The sequence below is a fragment of the Chelativorans sp. AA-79 genome (assembly GCF_029457495.1).
GTDB lineage: Bacteria > Pseudomonadota > Alphaproteobacteria > Rhizobiales > Rhizobiaceae > Chelativorans.
In genome coordinates, this window is record NZ_CP120361.1 from 512,297 (window position 1) to 533,509 (window position 21,213).

Annotated in this window: 21 protein-coding genes and 1 tRNA gene; 14 read left to right on the top strand and 8 right to left on the bottom strand. The window is 65.1% G+C overall.

Annotation, left to right across the window (positions count from 1 at the left end; all coding sequences use genetic code 11):
- The first annotated feature begins 190 nt into the window (after positions 1 to 190).
- From ccmB to PVE73_RS02540, 4 genes are all read left to right on the top strand, one after another.
- Positions 191 to 856 (top strand): heme exporter protein CcmB, encoded by a 666-nt coding sequence (gene ccmB, locus PVE73_RS02525; RefSeq protein ID WP_277365433.1) that lies wholly within the window; start codon positions 191 to 193, stop codon positions 854 to 856.
- 81 nt (positions 857 to 937) lie between these two features.
- The gene (locus PVE73_RS02530; protein WP_277365434.1) at positions 938 to 1,708 is read left to right on the top strand and encodes a heme ABC transporter permease; all 771 of its coding nucleotides are present in this window, start codon (positions 938 to 940) and stop codon (positions 1,706 to 1,708) included.
- Positions 1,705 to 1,866, top strand: coding sequence for a heme exporter protein CcmD (ccmD, locus tag PVE73_RS02535; protein WP_277365435.1), 162 nt, complete (start codon positions 1,705 to 1,707; stop codon positions 1,864 to 1,866). The genes PVE73_RS02530 and ccmD overlap by 4 nt, the downstream gene beginning before the upstream one ends.
- Positions 1,863 to 2,441, top strand: a complete 579-nt coding sequence (locus tag PVE73_RS02540) for a DsbE family thiol:disulfide interchange protein (RefSeq protein WP_277365436.1) — start codon at positions 1,863 to 1,865, stop codon at positions 2,439 to 2,441. Before ccmD ends, PVE73_RS02540 begins: the two co-directional genes overlap by 4 nt.
- A gap of 77 nt (positions 2,442 to 2,518) precedes the next feature.
- Here PVE73_RS02540 and PVE73_RS02545 read toward each other — a convergent pair whose 3' ends face one another.
- The 4 genes from PVE73_RS02545 to PVE73_RS02560 all read right to left on the bottom strand — a co-directional run bounded on the left by PVE73_RS02545 (position 2,519) and on the right by PVE73_RS02560 (position 7,874).
- Entirely contained in the window at positions 2,519 to 3,130 is a 612-nt protein-coding gene (locus PVE73_RS02545) for a LysE family translocator (RefSeq protein WP_277365437.1), read from the bottom strand.
- 82 nt (positions 3,131 to 3,212) lie between these two features.
- Positions 3,213 to 5,036 (bottom strand): translational GTPase TypA, encoded by a 1,824-nt coding sequence (gene typA, locus PVE73_RS02550; protein ID WP_277365438.1) that lies wholly within the window; start codon positions 5,034 to 5,036, stop codon positions 3,213 to 3,215.
- Between the two features lie 224 nt (positions 5,037 to 5,260).
- Positions 5,261 to 6,829 carry an alkaline phosphatase D family protein gene (locus PVE73_RS02555; protein WP_277365439.1) on the bottom strand — a complete coding sequence of 523 codons (1,569 nt, stop codon included), beginning with the start codon at positions 6,827 to 6,829 and terminating at the stop codon, positions 5,261 to 5,263.
- Between the two features lie 118 nt (positions 6,830 to 6,947).
- Positions 6,948 to 7,874, bottom strand: coding sequence for an MBL fold metallo-hydrolase (locus tag PVE73_RS02560; protein WP_277365440.1), 927 nt, complete (start codon positions 7,872 to 7,874; stop codon positions 6,948 to 6,950).
- Between the two features lie 232 nt (positions 7,875 to 8,106).
- On the opposite strand from PVE73_RS02560, the gene PVE73_RS02565 reads away from it, so the two are divergent.
- On the top strand, positions 8,107 to 8,370 hold the full coding sequence (locus PVE73_RS02565) for a DUF2312 domain-containing protein (protein ID WP_277365441.1): 264 nt from the start codon (positions 8,107 to 8,109) through the stop codon (positions 8,368 to 8,370).
- A 69-nt stretch (positions 8,371 to 8,439) separates the two neighbouring features.
- On the opposite strand, the gene PVE73_RS02570 is transcribed toward PVE73_RS02565, so the two are convergent.
- Together PVE73_RS02570 and PVE73_RS02575 are read right to left on the bottom strand one after the other, a co-directional pair.
- Complete coding sequence (locus PVE73_RS02570) at positions 8,440 to 9,681, bottom strand: MFS transporter (protein ID WP_277365442.1); 1,242 nt, start codon at positions 9,679 to 9,681, stop codon at positions 8,440 to 8,442.
- Positions 9,682 to 9,821: 140 nt separating this feature from the next.
- Positions 9,822 to 9,897 (bottom strand) — tRNA-Ala (locus PVE73_RS02575).
- 121 nt (positions 9,898 to 10,018) lie between these two features.
- Between PVE73_RS02575 and PVE73_RS02580 the strand changes: the two genes are divergently transcribed.
- Positions 10,019 to 10,309: a YggT family protein gene (locus tag PVE73_RS02580; RefSeq protein WP_277365443.1), complete on the top strand. Its 291-nt coding sequence runs from the start codon at positions 10,019 to 10,021 to the stop codon at positions 10,307 to 10,309.
- 16 nt (positions 10,310 to 10,325) lie between these two features.
- Here the strand turns inward: PVE73_RS02580 and phaR are convergent, their stop codons facing one another.
- Positions 10,326 to 10,937 (bottom strand): polyhydroxyalkanoate synthesis repressor PhaR, encoded by a 612-nt coding sequence (phaR, locus tag PVE73_RS02585; protein WP_277365444.1) that lies wholly within the window; start codon positions 10,935 to 10,937, stop codon positions 10,326 to 10,328.
- On the bottom strand, positions 10,910 to 11,257 hold the full coding sequence (locus PVE73_RS02590) for a hypothetical protein (RefSeq protein ID WP_277365445.1): 348 nt from the start codon (positions 11,255 to 11,257) through the stop codon (positions 10,910 to 10,912). The genes phaR and PVE73_RS02590 overlap by 28 nt, the downstream gene beginning before the upstream one ends.
- Between PVE73_RS02590 and PVE73_RS02595 the strand changes: the two genes are divergently transcribed.
- The 8 genes from PVE73_RS02595 (at position 11,256) to leuB (ending at position 21,212) form a co-directional block, all read left to right on the top strand.
- Positions 11,256 to 12,437: an acetyl-CoA C-acetyltransferase gene (locus tag PVE73_RS02595; protein WP_277365446.1), complete on the top strand. Its 1,182-nt coding sequence runs from the start codon at positions 11,256 to 11,258 to the stop codon at positions 12,435 to 12,437. The genes PVE73_RS02590 and PVE73_RS02595 overlap by 2 nt on opposite strands.
- 239 nt (positions 12,438 to 12,676) lie before the next feature.
- A complete protein-coding gene (gene phbB, locus PVE73_RS02600) occupies positions 12,677 to 13,399 on the top strand; it encodes an acetoacetyl-CoA reductase (RefSeq protein WP_277365447.1) in 723 nt (240 codons plus the stop codon).
- Positions 13,400 to 14,028: 629 nt separating this feature from the next.
- The gene (locus PVE73_RS02605) at positions 14,029 to 17,163 is read left to right on the top strand and encodes a helicase-related protein (RefSeq protein ID WP_277365448.1); all 3,135 of its coding nucleotides are present in this window, start codon (positions 14,029 to 14,031) and stop codon (positions 17,161 to 17,163) included.
- 5 nt (positions 17,164 to 17,168) lie between these two features.
- The gene (locus PVE73_RS02610; protein WP_277365449.1) at positions 17,169 to 17,537 is read left to right on the top strand and encodes an RNA-binding S4 domain-containing protein; all 369 of its coding nucleotides are present in this window, start codon (positions 17,169 to 17,171) and stop codon (positions 17,535 to 17,537) included.
- Between the two features lie 146 nt (positions 17,538 to 17,683).
- Entirely contained in the window at positions 17,684 to 18,022 is a 339-nt protein-coding gene (gene fdxA, locus PVE73_RS02615) for a ferredoxin FdxA (RefSeq protein WP_277365450.1), read from the top strand.
- Positions 18,023 to 18,379: 357 nt separating this feature from the next.
- A complete protein-coding gene (locus PVE73_RS02620; RefSeq protein WP_277365451.1) occupies positions 18,380 to 18,952 on the top strand; it encodes a CarD family transcriptional regulator in 573 nt (190 codons plus the stop codon).
- Positions 18,953 to 19,162: 210 nt separating this feature from the next.
- Positions 19,163 to 20,017 (top strand): RNA polymerase factor sigma-32, encoded by an 855-nt coding sequence (locus PVE73_RS02625; RefSeq protein ID WP_277365452.1) that lies wholly within the window; start codon positions 19,163 to 19,165, stop codon positions 20,015 to 20,017.
- A gap of 82 nt (positions 20,018 to 20,099) precedes the next feature.
- Positions 20,100 to 21,212, top strand: coding sequence for a 3-isopropylmalate dehydrogenase (gene leuB / locus PVE73_RS02630; RefSeq protein ID WP_277365453.1), 1,113 nt, complete (start codon positions 20,100 to 20,102; stop codon positions 21,210 to 21,212).
- Position 21,213: the final 1 nt, after the last annotated feature.

The following is a 21,213-nucleotide window of genomic DNA, read 5'->3' on the forward strand; positions in this document are numbered from 1 at the left end:
TCTGCCCTACCGGGTGTCTCCCCCACAGGCGGGGAGATCGGACCTCTTTGGGGCTTTCGCCAATCTGCGGCGCTACAAAAAGAGCGCCGGCGAAACCGGCCGGCGTAATCTCCCCTCTTGCGGGGGAGATGGGCGGCAGGGCAGAGAGGCGCGAGAAGGGGTGCTGCATCTCCGAACGGAGCGCCGCCTGATGCTCGCCCTCTACCTCCGCGAAGTAAAACTCGGCATCCGCGCCGGCAGCGGCGCGATGGCCGGCGTGCTCTTCTTCCTCGCCGTGGTCTCCGTCATCCCCTTCGGCGTGGGGCCGGACCTCAACCTTCTCGCCCGCATCGGCCCGGCGATCCTGTGGATCGGCGCACTGCTTGCGGGCTTGCTCGGCCTCGACCGCCTGTTCCAGGCCGACCGGGAGGACGGCTCGCTCGATGTGCTGCTGACGACCGAGAGCCGCCACATGGTGGCGCTCACGGTGTTCACGAAATGCCTGGCGCACTGGACGACGGCCATTCTGCCGCTCGTCGCCGTCACGCCGCTCCTCGGTGTCTTCATGAACGTGCCGCCCGTCGGGCTCGCCGCTGCGACCCTGACTCTTCTCGTCGGCACACCGGCCATCACTTTCATCGGTGCGGTGGGCGCTGCGCTCACGGTGGCGCTGCCGCGCGGCGGGCTGCTCGTCTCGGTCATCATCCTGCCGCTGACGATCCCCGTCCTCATCTTCGGCGTGGCGGCGAGCAGGGGCGCAGTGGCCGAGCCCGACCCGTTCCTGCCGCCTTTCCTCATCATGGCGGCGCTCACCCTCTTCTTCGCCGTCATCGGGCCCGCCGCGGCCGCCCTCGCCCTGCGTGGCGCAGCAGACTGAGCCGGAGCCGGACAAAAGGCCTCATGCGGCTTTGACGTTCGTCAATTGCGCTCCGGCGGGCTGGGCTCTATCTAGGACCTCATGAGCGAGAACGCGGTCCGCCGCTGGATGGATATTGCCAACCCGACGCGCTTCCTGGCGCTGTCGGGCACCGTGTTGCCGTGGCTGTGGGGCGCGGCAATGCTGGTGCTGGCGGCGGGCCTCGCCATGGCATTTGCCGCGCCGGAGGACTATCAGCAGGGCATCGCTGTCCGGATCATGTATATCCACGTGCCTTTCGCGTGGCTTTCCATGTTCTGCTACAGCCTGATGGCGGGCTCCGCGCTCGGCACGCTGGTCTGGCGGCATCCGCTCGCCGACGTGTCGCTGAAGGCTGCAGCCCCCATCGGTGCCGTCTTCACGGCGCTGGCGCTCGCCACCGGCTCGATCTGGGGCAAGCCCATGTGGGGCACGTGGTGGGTGTGGGATGCGAGGCTCACCTCGGTTTTCGTGCTCTTCCTCATGTATCTCGGCATCATCGCGCTCACGCGTGCGCTCGACGACCCCGGCCGCTCGGCGAGGGCGGCCGCCATCCTCACGCTGGTCGGCTTCGTCAATATACCGATCATCAAGTTCTCGGTCGATTGGTGGAACACGCTTCACCAGCCGGCCTCGGTCTTCCGGCTGGACGGCCCGACCATTCATCCGAGCCTGCTCTGGCCGCTGCTTGTCTGCGCGCTCGGCTTCACGCTCCTGTTTCTCGCGCTGCATCTGATGGCCATGCGGACGGAAATCTGGCGTCGCCGGGTGATCGCCATGCGCCGGCTTTCCGCCCGCGCAGCCGACGCGAAGCCCGCGGAGGCCATGCGATGAGCCATCTCGCCTATGTGGCCGCGGCCTATATCATCTCCATGCTTGCGATCGCCGGGCTCGTGGCGTGGATCCTGCTCGACCAGTCGGCCCAGCAGCGCGCGCTCAAGGAGCTCGAATCGCGCGGCGTTCGCCGGCGCTCAGCCGGAGGTTCGCGATGAGCCCGGCGGACGAATACGCACCGAGACGCCGCAGGCTGATCCTGCTTTTGCCGCTCTTCGCCTTCCTTGCGCTTTCGGCCGTGTTCCTCATGCAGCTCTTTTCCGGCAGGGACACGTCGGTTGTCCCCTCCGCGCTTATCGGGCAGTCCGCGCCGCAGACAGAGCTGCCGCCGCTTGAAGGCATGGACTTGCCGGGGCTTTCGCCCGCCGGTTTCCAAGGCCATGTGACGCTGGTCAATGTCTGGGGATCGTGGTGTGTGCCCTGCCGGCAGGAGCATCCGCTGCTGATGGAGCTGGCACAGGACGACCGCCTGCGGCTTGTCGGCCTCAACTATAAGGACAAGCCGGAGAATGCCCGGCGCTTCCTCGGCGAGCTCGGCAACCCGTTCGATGCCATCGGCGTGGATCAGAGCGGTCGCGCGGCCATCGACTGGGGCGTCTACGGCGTGCCGGAGACTTTCCTGGTCGGCCCCGACGGCAGGATCCGCTATAAGCATGTCGGCCCGTTCACGCCCGAAAGCATCGCCGACGAACTGATCCCCGAGCTCGAGAAAGTGCTGCCGGGCACCTCGTGATGCGGTCGCATCCGCTCGATTTCTTCGTATCTGCCGCTTTTGCGAAAACGCCGGGATTCTACCCGGCTGCAAGTGGCTCAACGGCTGGCGATCGCCGCCGCGGCGCCAGCCATCATGGAAGCGCTGGTGCGGTTCGCGATGCGCATGGCGCGCGCGCTTCGCAGGAGCCGTCGCGCTTGGGCGGCTGCAACGGCCCAGCCGAGGTCCACGGCGATCAGCACGATGAGCATGGTGAGAGTCAGTTCGGCCCAGCCCACGAGGCTCACCGCCGAGAGATCGATGATGGTGGGAAGCAAGGCCAGATAGAACATCATGATCTTCGGATTGCCGAGCGTGACGGCCATGCCGGTGAGAAAGAGCCTCCAGCGGCTCCCCGCCTGCGGGATGGCTCCGTCATCCATGGCGACGGGCGCAGTCCACATCTTCCAGGCGAGCCAGAGCAGATAGCAGACGCCCGCATATTTGATGGCGAGGAAAGCGAGGTGGAAGGTCTCGGCGATGAAGGCCAGGCCGAAGATCGCGCAGGAAAGCCAGACTGCCTCGCCGATCCACATGGCGAGCAGGAACGGGAACACGTCGCGGAAGCCGCGCGAGATCACGCGCGCCACGAGGGCCGCGATGCTCGGGCCCGGAGACCCGGCCGCCACGAAAAGCGCACCGGCAAAGATGATCAGCGAGGAGAGGTCCATGATGCCGCCAGCCTGTTCAATGGCGGCATCATAGCCTTTTCGGAAAGAACGGGAAGCGGGCTCGCTGGAAAGCCCGTCTCTTTTAAGCGACGGCGAGCTTCTGCTTCTCGAAGCGCTTGCGCTCGTGCGGGTCGAGATAGAGCTTGCGCAGACGGATCGACTTCGGCGTCACCTCCACCAGTTCGTCGTCCTGGATCCAGGAGAGCGCACGCTCCAGCGTCATGCGGACGGGCGGGGTCAGCTTCACCGCCTCATCCTTGCCGGCAGCGCGGATATTGGTGAGCTTCTTGCCCTTGAGCACGTTCACTTCCAGGTCGTTGTCGCGGGAATGGATTCCGATGATCATGCCCTGGTAGACCTTCACGCCCGGATCGATGACCATCGGACCACGGTCTTCGAGGTTCCACAACGCGTAAGCCACGGCCTCGCCCGGCTCGTTGGCGATCAGCACGCCGTTCACCCGGCCACCGATTTCGCCCTTGTAGGGCTGGTATTCGTGGAAGAGCCGGTTCATCACGGCCGTGCCGCGCGTGTCCGTCAGCAGTTCCGACTGATAGCCGATGAGGCCGCGCGTCGGCGCATGGAAGACGAGGCGCTGGCGGTCGCCGCCCGAGGGGCGGAGCTCGACCATCTCGGCCTTCCGCTCCGACAATTTCTGCACCACGATTCCCGCGTGCTCCTCGTCCACGTCGATGACGACTTCCTCGACGGGTTCCAGAAGCCCGCCGTTCTCGTCCTTCTTCATCACCACGCGCGGACGCGAGACCGCAAGCTCGAAGCCTTCGCGGCGCATGGTCTCGATGAGCACGGAGAGCTGCAACTCGCCACGTCCGGAGACGAAGAAGGAGTCCTTGTCGGCCGATTCCTCGATCTTCAGGGCCACGTTGCCCTCCGCCTCCTTCAGGAGGCGATCGCGGATGACGCGGCTCGTCACCTTGTCGCCTTCGGTGCCGGCAAGCGGAGAATCGTTGACGATGAAGCTCATGGTCACCGTCGGCGGGTCGATCGGCTGCGCCTCCATCGGCTGGGAGACTGCAGGGTCGCAGAAAGTATCCGCCACCGTTCCCTTCGACAGGCCGGCAATGGCGACGATGTCGCCCGCCTGCGCCTCCTCCACCGCCGTGCGCTCCAGTCCGCGGAAGGCGAGGATCTTGGAAATGCGGCCCTGCTCGATGAGACTGCCGTCGCGCGCGAGCACCTTCACCGCCTGGTTCGGCTTGATGCTGCCGGAGGCGATGCGCCCGGTGATGATGCGGCCGAGGAACGGGTTGGCCTCCAGGATCGTGCCGATCATGCGGAAGGCGCCGTCCTCCACCTGGGGCTCCGGCACATGTTGCAGCACGAGGTCGAAGAGGGGGGCAAGCCCCTCGTCCTTCGGGCCGGCGGGATCAAGATTCATCCAGCCGTCGCGGCCCGAACCGTAGAGGATCGGGAAATCGAGCTGCTCGTCGGTGGCATCGAGGGCTGCGAAGAGATCGAAGACCTCATTGATCACCTCCTCGGCGCGGGCATCCGGCCGGTCGATCTTGTTGACGACGACGATGGGCTTGAGCCCCACCTTCAGCGCCTTGCCGACGACGAATTTCGTCTGCGGCATGGGGCCTTCGGCGGCGTCGACCAGAAGCACGGCGCCGTCCACCATGTTGAGGATACGCTCCACCTCGCCGCCGAAATCGGCGTGACCGGGCGTGTCGACGATGTTGATGCGCACATCCTTCCAGACCACCGAGGTGGCCTTGGCGAGAATGGTGATGCCGCGCTCCTTCTCCAGGTCGTTGGAGTCCATGGCGCGTTCGTCCACGCGCTGGTTTTCGCGCACGGAGCCGGACTGCTTGAGCAGGGCGTCGACGAGGGTCGTCTTCCCATGGTCGACATGGGCGATGATCGCAATATTGCGGAGTTTCATTGTCTCTCTTCAGGGTCGCCGGACGCGACTTTTGCGCGCGCCCGCATTTCTTCGGTCGCGCTCATACAGGTTTTTTCGCAGATGCGAAAGGGAGGAGGCGTGAATGCCCGCCGCCGGCTTCGATGCCCATATAGGGATCCGGCGGGCTGGCCGGTAGTCTCCACTTCGACATTCGGGGAAATCCGCGGCCGGGAATCTTACCCTCCCGGCCGCCATTCGGGATTTCAGGCTGACCGCACCGGATCGAGCATCACCTTGAAGAGCTCGTTGTCGTCGCGATCCATGAGCCGCACGGTCATCTGCTCCGTCCGGCCGTCGATGTCGACCAGGCCGAAGAACTGCAGGCCTGCCGACGGCGGCAGGTTCGCGCCCTGCTCCTCGGTCGGCGCCTTCACGAACTTCAGCTCGGGGCCGAAGGTGCCGTCGAGTGCGTTGGGGCCGAAGGTTCCGGCATGCAGCGGGCCGGAGACGAATTCCCAGAACGGGTTGAAATCCTGGAAGACTGCCTTGTCCGGGTTGTAGTAATGCGCCGCAGTGTAATGCACGTCGGCGGTAAACCAGACGGTGTTCTCGATACCGGCGTTCTTGACGAAGCGCAGGATGTCGGCGATTTCGATCTCGCGGCCTTTGGCGGCGCCACCGTCGCCATTGGCGATGGCCTCGATGCTGTCGCCGTCCGGCACGACGAGGCCGATCGGCATGTCGCAGGCGATCACCTTCCAGGTCGCCCTGGAATTGGCGAGTTCGCGCTTCAGCCACCGGACCTGCTCCTCGCCCATGATGCGGGCTTCGGGCGTCAGCGTCTCTTCGAGATTCGCGCCATTGGGCCCGCGATAGGAGCGCAGGTCGAGGAAGAAGACGTCGAGCAGCGGTCCGTATGCGATCTTGCGGTAGACACGGCCGGGCTCGGCCGGGGTGTAGCGGATCGGCGCCATCTCGTGGAAAGCGCGTGCGGCGCGCGCCTGGAGCAGGGCGATGGATTTGACCTTGTAGCGATCATCGGCCGAAAGATCCTTGGAACTCGACCAGTTGTTGACCACCTCGTGGTCGTCCCACTGGAAGAAGGTGGGGCAGATCGCGTTGAGTGCCCGCACGTGCTCGTCCATCATGTTGTATTTCCACTGGCCGCGGAATTCGTCCAACGTTTCGGCCACCTTGCGCTTCTCGTCGATCAGCACCTTGTTGATCCATTTGGAGCCGTCCTTCAGCTCCACCTCGTCCTCCATTGCGCCGTCGGCATAGATCGTGTCGCCGGAATGGAGGAAGAAATCCGGCTGGTGCTTCGCCATCGTGGCATAGGTGAGCATGCCCTTCTCGTCGATGCCCCAGCCCTGGCCGGCGGTGTCGCCCGACCAGGCGAAGCGGATGTTTCTGCGCGCAGCCGGAGCGGTGCGGAAGCGGCCGACGATCGGCTCCGAGGCGGCCGCGACATCGTCGAGGTCCACGGCGGTGAGGCGGTAGAAGATCTCCTGATCGGGCGTGAGGTCGGTCAGGAGCCGCTTCACGGCGAAATCGCTCTCCGGCAGCGCGTCGAGCGGTGGAAGCCGCATCGGGTTGGCGAAGCTCTCGGTGGTCGAAATCTCGAACTGCACACGGGCGGGCCGGTCCGCGCGGGCCCAGACCATACCCGACACCTGGTCCACGTCGCCCGACTGGATACCGTGGGTGAATTGCGGGCGCGACGATGCGCGCGAGATGGCAGGCATGGCAAGGCCGCCCGCCGCGGCGGCAAGAATGGTGGCGCTGCCGCCTGCCAGGAACTGGCGGCGGGTACGCACTGCAAAAGGTTTCATGGCAGTCTCCCTCGTTGGAATAGCGAGGGCACTTTCTTCCGCCCGTGTTGCAGGCGGTTGTCGGGAACATGACTGTTTCCTGACACCTGGATGACCGGGCGCGCCGGGGCGCCGGGCGTCAGGCCTTGCCGCTCTCCCATGCCGCTCCCTGGAGTGCGTCGAGCGGGATCTTCAGGTAGCGCCGGCCGTTCGCCTCCGGCTCCGGCAGGCGGCCGCCATTCATGTTCACCTGTAGTGCATGGAGGATGAGCCTGGGCATTGGCAGCGTCTTGTCGCGCGCCTCCCGCAGCGTCACGAATTCGGCCTCCGTGCGGCATTTCGAAATGTGGATGTTCGCGGCCTTCTGCTCCGCGACGGTGCTTTCCCAGCGCGGCTCGCGCCCGCCCGGCTGGTAGTCGTGGCCGGTGAAGACCCGCGTCTCGCCCGGCAGGGAGAGGATCTCCTGGATGGAGCGCCAGAGTCTTGCGGCGCTGCCGCCCGGAAAATCTGCGCGTGCCGTGCCGCTGTCAGGCATGAACAGCGTGTCATGCACGAAGGCGGCGTCCCCGATGATATAGGTTATCGAGGCCAGCGTGTGCCCTGGCGAGAAGAGGACGCGGGCGGGGATTTGGCCGACCGAGAAGCGTTCGCCCTCGGCAAAAAGCCTGTCCCATTGCGAGCCGTCGACCGGAAAATCCGGCAGGTTGTAGATATCCCTCCAGAGTTCCTGCACGCCCACGACGTGGTTGCCGATCGCCGTGGGCGCGCCCGTCTTCTCCTTCAGGTAGGCAGCTGCGGAGAAGTGATCGGCATGAGGGTGGGTGTCGAGAATCCACTCGACGGCCAACCCCCGGTTCGCCACGAAGTCGAGGATGGCGTCAGCACTTTCCGTAGCGGTGGCGCCGGATTTCTCGTCATAGTCCAGAACGGGATCGATGATGGCGCATTTCTTCGTGGCCGGGTCCGCGGCCACATACTGCAACGAAAAGGTGCGCTTATCGAAAAACGCCGTCACCTGTGGCGTCTCAGCGGCTGCCACGGCCACCTCCTGACGATGATGAAACATTGAGCGTCTTTAACCGAACGCGGCCGGTATGTCTTCACCCCAGCCGGATGAGCCCGACCGTCCAAAGTGGTAAGGCCGTGCGACTGCCTCCCGCCTGTGGCAGCGAGCGGCGCTGCAGGCGTGGAACAGGGGCGGAACGGCCTTGACCTTGTCCATCCGCTAAGGCATCGAAACCCATCTTTTGCCCGTGCTCCCGAGTCGCGGGCGCCCATCCTTCCTGCCGGAGAACAGCATGACAGACGAAATCACGAACGAGACTGCGCAGACCGTTGCCGCGGGTCAGCTTCGCGCCTTCATCGAGCGCATCGAGCGGCTCGAGGAGGAGAAGCAGACGATTTCCGACGACATCAAGGAGGTCTATGCCGAGATGAAGGGAAACGGATTCGACGTGAAGGCGGTGCGCACGATCGTCCGGCTGCGCAAGAAGGATCAGGCCGAACGGCAGGAAGAGGAAGCGATGCTCGATCTCTACAAGGCTGCACTCGGAATGGTCTGAGCCCTCGGGCTGCGTGCTCCAGTCCCTTTCCTGGCTCTCTTCGCGCGGCGGGCGGTTTCCTCCAGCTCTTCAGTGGCGCCCGTCGAGGTGGCGCGCACGGCGCAGTTCGGGGAAGAGCCATGCCCACAGCCCGGCGATCGCCACCGCACCCACGCCGCCGAAGACCACCGCCGGCACCACGCCGATGAAGGCGGCCATCGTGCCGGCGCGGAACTCGCCCAGTTCGTTCGAGGCGCCGACAAAGACCATGTTGACCGCGTTGACGCGCCCGCGCAGCCGGTCCGGTGTCCAGAGCTGGATCAGCGTCTCGCGGATATAGACGCTCACCATGTCGGCGGCCCCCAGCCCAGCAAGCGCCGCGATCGACAGCCAGGGGATGGTCGAGAAGCCGAAGACGGCGGTGAAGACGCCGAACAGGCCGACGAAGAAGAGCATGATGACCCCGGCATGGTTGCGGATCGGATGGCCGGCGAGCCAGACTGCCACCAGGAGCGCGCCGATTCCCGGGGCGGCGCGCAGGAGGCCGAGCCCCCACGGTCCGAGATCGAGGATGTCGCGCGCATAGACCGGAAGCAGCGCCACCGCGCCGCCGAGAAGCACGGCGAAGAGATCCATTGAGATCGCCCCGAGCACGATCTTCTCCTCCCAGATATAGCGGAAGCCGGCGAAGAGGGTCTGAAGCGTGGGCTGCTCGGTCTCCGTGTGCTGCTGCGGCTTCGGGATCGAAAAGCACAGGAGTGCCGAGACGAACATGAAGACCGTCGCGACCCCGTAAGCCGTCTCGGCCGAGAGACCATAGAGCAGGCCGCCCGCGACCGGACCGACGATGGCGGCCACCTGCCAGGCGGAGGAGTTCCACGCCACCGCATTGGCGAAGTCCTCCGCCGGCACGAGATTGGCGATCAGCGAGGCCGCGGCGGGGCCCAGGAAGGCGCGCGCCGTCCCGAACACGGCGAGGACCAGGAAAACCGGCACGACCGTATCGAGACCCCGAATGGTGAAGAAGAGCAGGGCCAGCGCGCAGGCCGCTTCGAGACCCGCCGAAAGGCCCATGATCATGCGCCGTCCGAAGCGGTCGGCCGCAGCTCCCGTCACGAGAAAGAGGAGCAGCGAGGGTGCGAACTGGATGATGCCGACGAGGCCCAGATCGAAGGGATCGCGCGTCAGGTCATAGATCTGCCAGCCCACGGCGACCGAGACGATCTGTGTCGCGAAGGAGGCGAGAAGCCGGGCAGCCCAATAGCGCGCAAAGGCGCCATGGCGGAAGGCGACGTACCGGTCGTCGAGGGCGGAGGATTCGGCTTTGTCCATGAAAATGTGCTGCGGCGCTGCTCTCGAGGCCGCTGATCGCGGCAATGGCCGCAGCTATTAGCGCAATCGCATCCGCCACGCGCGCATCATCTGCACGCTGGACCAAGATTTTCCGGGGTTTGCTCTGCGGAAGTGCCGGCTGGTGGAGCTGAGGGGAATCGAACCCCTGACCTCATCATTGCGAACGATGCGCTCTCCCAACTGAGCTACAGCCCCGTGTCGCCGGAATGGAGCGCATTTAGGTCCTGGCCATGGGAGCTGTCAAGCGTCGACCTTGCAGGACTTGCCGCGCCGCACGCCAGTGGCTACATGTCGCGAAACTTTTTGGGAGAAAGGCATGATCGCGCTTCTTCGCACCATAGACATGGCGCTCGGAATCTATTGGTGGCTCATCATCGCGTCGGCCATCTTCTCCTGGCTCTATGCCTTCAACGTGGTCAACCCGCGGAACCAGTTCGTGGGATCGGTGGGCACCTTCCTCTACCGCGTGACCGAGCCGGCGCTGCGGCCGATCCGCAACCTGCTGCCGGATCTGGGCGGTATCGACATCTCGCCCATCATCCTGCTCCTGATCATCTATTTCCTGCGCCAGCTCCTCTGGACGACCATCGCCCCCGTCCTTCTCTGACGCGGAGGCGTGCGCCTCAATCCTTCGACATCGCGTCGATCTTGCGCTGCATCGCGGCGATCTGCTCGCGCATCTCCTTGAGGTCGTCGGCGCCGGATGCTCCGCCCGCGGCTTCGCCGGTCTCCGGCCGGGCGCCGTTCCCTGCGCGGGGGGAAGGAGTGAACATGCGCATGGCGTTCTGGAACATCTCCATGTTCCGCCGCGTCTGCTCCTCGATCAGCTTCATCGGCACGTCCATCGGCAGCATGTCCATCGGCGTGCCTCCGAAGGCCTGGCGCATCTGCTCGCGCATGCGCTCCTGCTCCTTGGCGAAAGCCAGCATGGATTGCTCCAGGAAGCTCGGCAGCACCATCTGCATCTGATCGCCGTAGAAGGAGATGAGTTGCCGCAGGAACGACACAGGCAGCATGTTCTGCCCGTTCTTGTCGTTCTCCAGCTCGAAGATGATCTGCGTCAGCACGGAATGCGTGATGTCCTCGCCCGTCTTGGCGTCCTGCACGACGAAGTTCTCGTCGCGCTTGACCATCGCTGCGAGGTCATCCAGCGTCACATAGGTGCTGGTGCCGGTGTTGTAGAGGCGGCGGTTGGCATATTTCTTGATCACCACCGGGTCGTCTTTCGCGGGCATTCTCGGGCTCCCCACACGCGAAGATCGTGGCAAGGCCGGCGGGCATTGCCTGCCTTTTGCGCAGGATATGCGAAAGATTGCCGCAATTGAAAGCAGTTTTCGCTGCGCTGCCGCATATGCCCGATTTCCTGCTGCGGCCGCGAAGCCGGCAAATCCTTGAAAATGCCGGATTGACCGTGAGGAAACCGTGCAGATACGATCTGCTTTCGCAGCGCGAACGCTCCGCGTGCCGCCGCCGGATGCATGGCAATGGCATCCGTGGCGGGCATGAGGCTGATCCGCCCGGCTGCGGTGTTTGGTTCTTGACTGGAGAAAGACATGGCCTCTTCCAACGCTATCGTGATCGCGAGCGCGGCGCGCACGCCGGTGGGCTCGTTCAACGGGTCTTTCGCCCAGGTGCCCGCGCATGAACTCGGAACCGTCGCGATTCGCGCGGCGCTGGAGCGGGCGGGGGTCGCCGCCGAGGAGGTGGACGAGGTCATTCTCGGCCAGATCCTCACGGCAGGCCAGGGGCAGAACCCGGCGCGCCAGGCCTCCGTCAATGCCGGCCTGCCGAAGGAAACGACCGCCTGGGGGCTGAACCAGCTCTGCGGCTCGGGCCTGCGCGCCGTCGCCGTCGGCATGCAGCAGATCGCCTGCGGCGACGCCGGGATCATCGTGGCCGGCGGGCAGGAATCCATGTCCATGGCGCCGCACTGCGCGCATCTGCGCGGCGGCGTGAAGATGGGCGATTTCGCGATGATCGACACGATGATCCGCGACGGCCTCTGGGATGCCTTCAACGGCTATCACATGGGAGCTACGGCGGAGAACGTGGCCCGCGCCTTCCAGATCACACGCGAGGAACAGGACATCTTCGCCCTTGCTTCGCAGAACAAGGCGGAGGCGGCCCAGAAGGAAGGCCGCTTCAAGGACGAGATCACGCCGGTGACGGTGAAGACGCGGAAGGGCGAGGTCGTGGTGGAGGATGACGAATATATCCGCCACGGCGCTACGATCGACGCCATGCAGAAACTCCGCCCCGCCTTCGACAAGGAAGGCTCTGTGACCGCCGGCAACGCGTCCGGCATCAATGACGGAGCGGGCGCCGTCGTGCTGATGAGCGAGGAGGAGGCTTCGAAGCGCGGCATCGAGCCCCTGGCGCGCATCGTCTCCTGGGCAACGGCCGGCGTCGATCCGGCGGTGATGGGCACCGGGCCGATCCCGGCCTCCCGCAAGGCGCTCGAGAAGGCGGGGTGGCGCGCGGCCGACCTGGATCTGGTGGAGGCGAACGAAGCCTTTGCCGCACAGGCCTGCGCGGTCAACAAGGAACTGGGCTGGAATCCGGACATCGTGAACGTCAATGGCGGCGCCATCGCCATCGGCCATCCGATCGGCGCTTCGGGCGCCCGCATCCTCAACACGCTTCTTTACGAGATGCGCCGGCGCGGCGCGAAGAAAGGTCTCGCCACGCTCTGCATCGGTGGCGGCATGGGCGTCGCCATGTGCGTGGAGAGGTGACGCGAGGGAACGAATAGCGGAGGAGGGAGGAGCGGGCATATCACGGCCCTGAAGCCGCGGACGGGCAGAAGAGGCGGCGCAAAGCCGCCCGAAGCAGTCAGAGGGGATTGCAGGCCCGCGGTGCATCGGCGCGGAACAGCGCGATCTGAGGACAGCGGTTATCCACTTCCATCGTCAACCGCTCTTCATCCCGGCTCTCCACCTTCCGCCTTCGTGACCGATTCCAATGGGAGAGAAACATGCCGAGAACAGCACTCGTGACGGGCGGAACACGCGGAATAGGCGCGGCCATTTCCATTGCGTTGAAGGAGGCGGGATACCGGGTCGCCGCAAACTACGCCGGAAACGAGGAGGCGGCGAAACGCTTCACGGGCGAGACCGGCATCCCCGCCTATCGCTGGTCCGTCGCCGGCTATGAGGCGTGCATGGCGGGTATTTCCGAGGTGGAGGCGGCACTCGGGCCGGTCGACGTACTGGTCAACAATGCCGGCATCACGCGGGATGCGATGTTCCACAAGATGACGCCCGCGCAGTGGCGCGAGGTGGTCGACACGAACCTCTCCGGCGTCTTCAACATGACGCATCCGCTCTGGCCGGGCATGCGCGAGCGCCGGTTCGGCCGTATCGTCGTGATCTCCTCCATCAACGGACAGAAGGGGCAGGCCGGCCAGGTGAATTATTCCGCCTCCAAGGCGGGCGAGATCGGCTTCGTCAAGGCGCTGGCCCAGGAAGGCGCGCGCTCCAACATCACGGTCAATACCATCTGCCCCGGCTACGTCGCGACGGACATGGTGATGGCTGTGCCGGAGGCGGTGCGCGAGAAGATCATCGCGCAAATTCCGGTCGGGCGGCTCGGCGAGGCGGCGGAGATCGCGCGCTGCGTCCTCTTCCTCGCCTCCGACGAAGCGGGCTTCATCACCGGTTCCACGCTCACGGCGAATGGCGGGCAGTATATCACCTGAGGCGGCGGTCTCCTTCTTCACGCCGGTGCTGCTGACCCAAATCGGCACGCCATCGTTAACTCCGCGACCGGCAGGACCCGTTCAGCGCTGTGGATAAACTGTGGATTGTCGGTTATCAGGCTGTGGAGGCCACAATATCTTGTGCGGAACAATCCCGGAACGACTTCAAGTCGGTGATTCGTCGCCGGTTCGTTCCGGCTTTGGCCGGTTCGTTAACGCATCCGCGCCTTTTGCGCGGAACGGTTTAACGTGCCATTTAGAAAAGCGAACAATTCCCTAAACTTGTCCCGAGCCCGCAGGCCACTCGTTGCCGGGGACGGACGAAATCTTAACGCCCGAACGCGAATCCGGCGAATTGCGATGAAAGCGGATTCACCATTTAGCGCTTAGAGTAGCTGATTTCCCCAGATGTTGTGTCGAACAAAAAGTGAATCACCCGGAGTCAGTGATTCGTCGCTGATTCGTTCCAGAGTCGTTCCAAAGCTTAACGGAGGCATCATTTTGCCTTTTGCTCCGGCACTTCGATCCTATATGTCTGCGGCGGTGGCGACGGGCCGTCGCTGCGGCGCAGCTCCTGTGCTGACACTCAACAGACCCTAAAGCGGGTGCCGCGAATGAATCTTCAACCGATGAAAAGCGAACGCACCACCTTCGACGGGCGTGGCATCACGGCCGTCCTGGGACCGACGAACACCGGAAAGACCCATCTCGCCATCGAGCGCATGGTCGCCCACGAATCGGGCATCATCGGGCTGCCGCTGCGCCTGCTCGCACGTGAGGTCTACTCCCGCGTGGCCGCCCGCGTGGGTGAGCGGAACGTGGCTCTGATCACCGGCGAGGAGAAGATCATCCCGCCCGGCGCGCGCTATTCGGTCTGCACCGTGGAAGCGATGCCGCGTGCGACCGATGCTGCCTTCGTCGCCATCGACGAGGTGCAGCTCGCCGCCGATCTGGAGCGTGGTCATATTTTCACCGACAGGCTTCTTAATCTGCGCGGACGGCAGGAGACGCTGCTCCTCGGGGCCGCCACAATGCGCGGCATACTGGAACGGCTGCTCAAGGGCATCTCCGTGGTCACGCGTCCGCGCATGTCGGTGCTCACCTATGCCGGCTCCAAGAAGATCACCCGGTTGCCGCGCCGTTCGGCCGTCGTCGCCTTCTTGGCCGACGAGGTCTATGCCATCGGCGAGCTCATTCGGCGCCAGCGGGGTGGCGCCGCCATCGTGCTTGGCGCGCTCAGTCCGCGCACCCGCAACGCGCAGGTCGAGCTCTATCAGTCCGGAGACGTCGACTACCTCGTCGCCACGGACGCGATCGGCATGGGTCTCAATCTCGATGTCGACCATGTCGCCTTCGCCCAGAACCGTAAGTTCGACGGCTTTCAGAATCGCGAGCTGACCGCCGCGGAGCTTGGACAGATCGCCGGTCGTGCCGGCCGCCATGTGCGCGACGGCACGTTCGGCGTCACCGGGCAGGTGGATCCGTTCGCGGATGCCCTGGTGGAGCGCGTCGAGACGCATCAGTTCGAGCCGGTGAAGATGCTCCAGTGGCGCTCGGCCGAAATCGACTTGTCGAGCATCGACGCGCTCAAGGCATCGCTCGAGGCGACACCGCCCGTGGAGGGCCTTACGCGGGCGCTGCCGGCGGCGGACCTGCGCGTGCTCGAGCATCTTTCCAGGGACGACGACGTGCGGACGCTCGCCGCGAACCGCGCCAAGGTGGCGCTTCTGTGGGATGCCTGCGCGCTGCCGGACTATCGCAAGATCGCCCCCGCCCAGCATGCGGAGCTCGTCAGCGCCATCTTCACCGATCTGGCGCGCAGCGGCCATGTGGACGAGGACTACATGGCCGAGCAGGTGGAACGGGCGTCCCCCACCGAAGGCGAGATCGACACGCTTTCGGCGCGCATCGCGCAGATCCGCACCTGGACTTTCGTGTCCCACAGGCCCGGATGGTTGTCCGATCCGACACACTGGCAGGAAAAAACGCGCGAGATCGAGGACAGGCTGTCCGATGCGCTGCATGAGAGATTGACGAAACGCTTCGTTGATCGCAGGACATCCGTGCTCATGAGGCGCCTGAGAGAGAACGCAATGCCTGAAGCAGAAATCAGCCCCGCCGGAGACGTCCTGGTCGAAGGGCACCATGTCGGCGAGATGCAGGGCTTCCGCTTCACCGCAGACAAAAGTGCGGAGGGGGAGGATGCGCGTGCCGTGAAGACAGCCGCCCAGAAGGCGCTGGCGGCAGAGTTCGATCTGCGCGCCGAGCGCTTCTCATCCGCGCCCAATGGCGACCTTGCGCTGGGCTCGGATGGCATCCTGCGCTGGATCGGCGCGCCGGTGGGCACGCTGGCCGCGACGGACGACGTCTTGAAGCCGCGCGTGGTGCTGCTTGCGGACGAGCAGCTCACGGGTCCCGCGCGCGACAAGGTTGCCGCCCGCGCCGAGCGCTTCGTCAATTTCCAGATCGAAAGCCTGCTGAAGCCGCTTCTCGACCTGCGGCAGGCAGAGATGCTCTCGGGCATCGCGCGGGGGCTCGCCTTCCAGCTCGTGGAGAATTTCGGGCTGCTCAACCGCCGCGACGTGGCCGAGGAGGTTCGTGCGCTGGACCAGGAGGCGCGTGCGGCGCTCAGAAGGCTTGGTGTCCGCTTCGGCGCCTACCATGTCTTCATCCCCTCCCTCATCAAACCGGGGCCGGCCGGTCTCGCCACGCTGCTGTGGGCGCTCAAGAACGATGCCAAGGACAGGCCGGGCTATGGCGATGTGGTGGCAGCGCTTGCCGCGGGGCGTACCTCGATCGTCACCGACCCCACTTTCGAACGCGCGTTCTATAGGCTCGCCGGCTTCCGCAATCTCGGCCGCCGCGCCGTCCGCGTGGACATCCTGGAGCGGCTGGCGGATCAGATCCGTCCGGCGCTCGCCTGGAAGCCGGGCACGGGCAAACGTCCTGAAGGCGCCTTCGGCGGGGACGCTTTCGTCGTCACGCCGGCCATGATGTCGATCCTGGGCGCCACCGCCGATGATATGGAGGCGATTCTCAAGGGCCTCGGCTATCGCGCCGAGCCGAAGCCCGCCGAAGAAGTGAGCGCCAGGCTCGAGAATTTCGACAAGACCGCGGAAACGAAAGCCGCTGCCGAAGAAGCCGCTTCGGCCGGGCTGCCTGTCGAGAAGAATCAGCCCGGTCAGGCCGCTGCCGATGAGGCGGAGCAGGTTCGGGCTGAGGTCTCCGCACCCGCGGAGGCCGCGGGCGAAGGTGAGCGCTCCGGGCAGGACCGTGTCGAGCAGACGCCTGCCGAGCATGGAGCCATCGGGGCCGAACGCGACCAGACAGCGGTATCAGCCGATTCCGGCGAGGCGGGGCTTGCAACGGGCACCGGCCCGGTTCAGCCGGTCCATGTCGACGAGCCCTCGGCTGCCGCCGAGCCAGCGGGGGTGGAGGCGTCCGCTGCCCCGGCGGAAACACCGGCCGAAGCGGAGGAGGAGCCGAAGCCGGTGCTCGTATGGCGCCAGGCGCGCTTCGAGCGTCGGCGTCCGCAGAAGCGGCAGGAAGGCGCGCGACAGGACAAGGGCAAGCAGCGCCAGCCGCACCGTTCCGCCGCCGAGGATGGGCGTGAGCGCAAGCCCGGGGCAAAAGGTCGCGACGGGCAGCAGCGTCATCCGCGCCGGGACGACCGGCCGCAGAAGCGCGAGGACCGCGCGCCGAAAGTTGATCCCGATTCGCCTTTCGCCAAGCTCGCGGCATTGCGAGACCAGCTGAGGAAATAGCACATTTGGCCGCGGACGAACGCCAGCGCATCGACAAGTGGCTGTTCTTCGCCCGCGTGGTCAAGTCGCGCTCGCTTGCCGCCAAGCTGGCGCAGGCGGGCCGCGTACGCATCAACCGGGAGAAGACCGAGCAAGCCTCGCAGCTTGTCCGTCCCGGCGACGTGCTGACCATTACGCTCGACCGGCGCATCCTGGTCTATCGCGTGCTCGGGCCTGGCGTGCGGCGCGGGCCGGCGGAGGAGGCGCGCCTGCTTTACGAGGACCTGACGCCTCCGTCCTCGCCGGCGCCGCTTCCGCTTAAGCGGGAATCCGGCAGCGGGCGTCCGACCAAAAAGGAACGCCGGGCGCTGGACGATTGGCGCGGCGAGAACTGAGGGTTGCGGCGAGGCCCGGGGTGCCCTGCCGCAAAGCTGTTCTCCTGCGACGCCAAGCAGCAGAATGGCGGACCTTGCCACGGCCCTGCAAAGGGGCTACCTCACCCGCCGTCGAAAACACAAGACCCGAGACCCGGGAGCCCGCAATGACCTATGTCGTGACCGACAATTGCATCAAGTGCAAGTACATGGATTGCATCGAGGTGTGTCCGGTCGACTGTTTCTATGAAGGCGAAAACATGCTCGTCATCCATCCGGATGAGTGCATCGATTGCGGCGTCTGTGAGCCCGAATGCCCGGCCGAGGCCATCAAGCCGGACACGGAGCCCGGCCTCGACAAGTGGCTGCAGGTCAACTCTGAATACGCCGAAAAATGGCCCAATATCACGGCCAAGAAGGAACCTCCGGCGGATGCCAAGGATTGGGATGGTATCGAGGAGAAGTTCGAGAAATACTTCTCGCCGGAGCCAGGCGAGGGCGGTTGAGCAGCTTCGCTGCGGCCGCTGGAAGCGGTCGCGTCACAATGTCACATTGAAGGATGGTGGCCCGCCACCGTCCCCGGTTGATTGCGCATTTGCGGCAAATAGTTGATTCTTTCAGCTTTTTGTGTTACCTATATGTGACATGCCGGAGACGAACGTCTTTTGAAGGCGCGGACATACAATCACTGAAAGGTGGGTTTTCTTTCCGGACCAGGGCGGCTGGGCCAAAGCGGCTTGCGATAGCTTTGACGAGCGCCCCTTCCGGACCGCCTACTGCCGCTTTCAAATCACGCACCGGCACTCGGCCCCGGGCGGAGCGAGCTATTCTGCCGCCCCATTAAGAACAGGAGTGTAAGGCGTATGGCAACCCAGCAGAAAAAATCGGCACAACGGCAGGGTTTCAAGACGGGCGAGTTCATCGTCTATCCGGCGCATGGCGTCGGGCAGATCGTCACGATCGAGGAACAGGAAGTGGCCGGGCACAAGCTGGAGCTGTTCGTTATCGATTTCCAGAAGGACAAGATGCGCCTGAAGGTGCCGGTCGCCAAGGCCGCCACCATCGGCATGCGCAAGCTGTCGGAGACGGATTATGTCGATCGCGCGCTGCGCGTCGTGCAGGGCCGTGCGCGCGTCAAGCGCACCATGTGGTCGCGCCGCGCGCAGGAATATGACGCGAAGATCAATTCCGGCGACCTGCTCTCCATCTCCGAGGTGGTGCGCGATCTCTACCGCGCCGACAACCAGCCGGAACAGTCCTATTCCGAACGCCAGCTCTACGAGGCTGCGCTCGATCGCATGGCGCGGGAGATCGCCGCGGTGAACCGCATGTCGGAAACCGAGGCGGTTCGCCTGATCGAGGTCAATCTCAACAAGGGCCCGCGCCGCGGCGCCAAGGCTGAAAACGACGAGACGGAGAAGGAAGAGGCGGCGTAAGCCTTCCATCTTCGTTTCCCTGAAAGACCCGGCCGGCAGCGGCCGGGTTTTTTGTTTCCCGGCTATCATTTCACCTTTGCGTGTGCGTGGAACCTTTGGGTTTCGGCCTTGTTACACCTCGTGCGATGCCGCCCTGGGCGCGGATGGACCGGTTGGCGCCGATCCGCCGCCGGAGGCCGGCGGTAGGGTGGAAGCAGGAGCGCCCAGAAGATGCAGGAAGATGCCCGGCGGAAGCTGATCAAAGCGGCCATGAAGGCGCCCTATCTCGCGCGCGAGGAGGAGCATGAGCTGGCTGTCCAGTGGAAGGAGAAGCAGGACCAGCAGGCGCTCCATCGAATGACGATGGCGCATATGCGGCTCGTCATCGCCATGGCGTCGAAGTTCCGCAATTTCGGGCTTTCCATGAGCGACCTGATCCAGGAGGGCCATGTGGGGCTCCTGGAGGCGGCCGCGCGCTTCGACCCTTCGCGCGAGGTGCGCTTTTCGACATACGCCACATGGTGGATCCGGGCTTCGATGCAGGATTACATCCTGCGCAACTGGTCCATCGTGCGTGGCGGCACCAGCTCCGCCCAGAAGGCGCTCTTCTTCAACCTCCGCCGCCTGCGCATGAAGCTGCAGAAGGCCGGGGGGGCCACGCCCTCGGAGGAGATCTATCGCGAGGTGGCACAGGCGCTCCGGGTTTCCGAGAGCGACGTGGCGTTGATGGATGCCCGGCTTGCCAGTGCGGATACTTCGCTCAACGCGCCGCTCAGGATCGACAACGACCCCACCTCCGAGCGCATCGATTTCCTGGTGAGCGATGCGCCGCAGCCCGACGAGGTGGTGCGTGAGGCGATCGACGGCGAGCGCCGCGCGCAATGGCTGAAACAGGCGCTCGGCACGCTCAACGGCCGGGAACTCACCATCGTGCGCGAACGCCGGCTTTCCGAGGAGGGGGCCACGCTCGAGTCGCTCGGCGCCACGCTCGGCATCTCCAAGGAGAGGGTCCGCCAGATCGAATCCCGCGCGCTCGAGAAGCTGCGCACCGCTCTCGTCAAACGCCATCCGGAGCTTGCTGCCTGACTCTCCGCTTCCATGACGCATCTTGCGCAAGGCCGCTCGCCCGTTTAGCAAAGGCGCGGTTTTCGAGACGCAAGAGGCTCCCATGGCAACGCGCAAGCTCCTTCTTCTTCCCGGCGACGGAATCGGCCCCGAGGCGATGGCCGAGGTATCGAAACTCATCGCCGTCATGAATTCCGAGTTCGGCGCCGGTTTCGAGATGGAAGCAGGGCTTGTCGGGGGTGCTGCCCATGACGCGCATGGCAAGGCGATCTCCGAGGAGGACATGCAGCGCGCGCTGCAAGCCGATGCCGTGCTCTTCGGCGCCGTCGGCGGGCCGAAATGGGCCGATGTTCCCTATGACGTGCGGCCGGAGGCCGGCCTCCTCAGGCTGCGCAAGGATATGGAACTCTTCGCGAACCTGCGCCCCGCCATCTGCTATCCGGCGCTTGCCGACTCCTCCTCGCTCAAGCGCGACGTGGTGGAGGGGCTCGACGTTCTCATCGTGCGGGAGCTCACCGGCGGCGTCTATTTCGGCGAGCCGAAGGAGATCACCGATCTCGGCAACGGCCAGAAGCGCGCCGTCGACACGCAGGTCTACGACACGTTCGAGATCGAGCGCATCTCCGGTGTGGCTTTCGAGCTGGCGCGCACGCGCCGCAACAAGGTCTGCTCGATGGAAAAGCACAATGTCATGAAGTCGGGCGTGCTCTGGAAGGAGGTCGTGGCGGCCACCCACAGGGCGAAATACCCCGACGTGGAGCTCACGCACATGCTCGCGGATGCGGGCGGCATGCAGCTCGTCCGCTGGCCCAAGCAGTTCGACGTGATCGTGACCGACAATCTCTTCGGCGACATGCTGTCGGACGTTGCGGCGATGCTGACAGGCTCGCTCGGCATGCTGCCGTCGGCTTCCCTCGGCGCACCGGATCCCAAGTCCGGCAGCCGCAAGGCGCTCTATGAGCCGGTGCATGGTTCCGCGCCCGACATCGCGGGCAAGGGCGTGGCCAATCCGATCGCCATGATCGCCTCCTTCGCCATGTGCCTGCGCTATTCGTTCAACATGGTGGCGGAGGCCGACCGGCTGGAGAAGGCGATCGCGGCTGTCCTGGACGAGGGTTATCGCACCGGCGACATCATGTCCGAGGGCATGCGCGAGGTGAGCACCTCGGCCATGGGCGACGCGATCGTGCGGAAGTTCCGCGAGCTTTCGGCCTGAG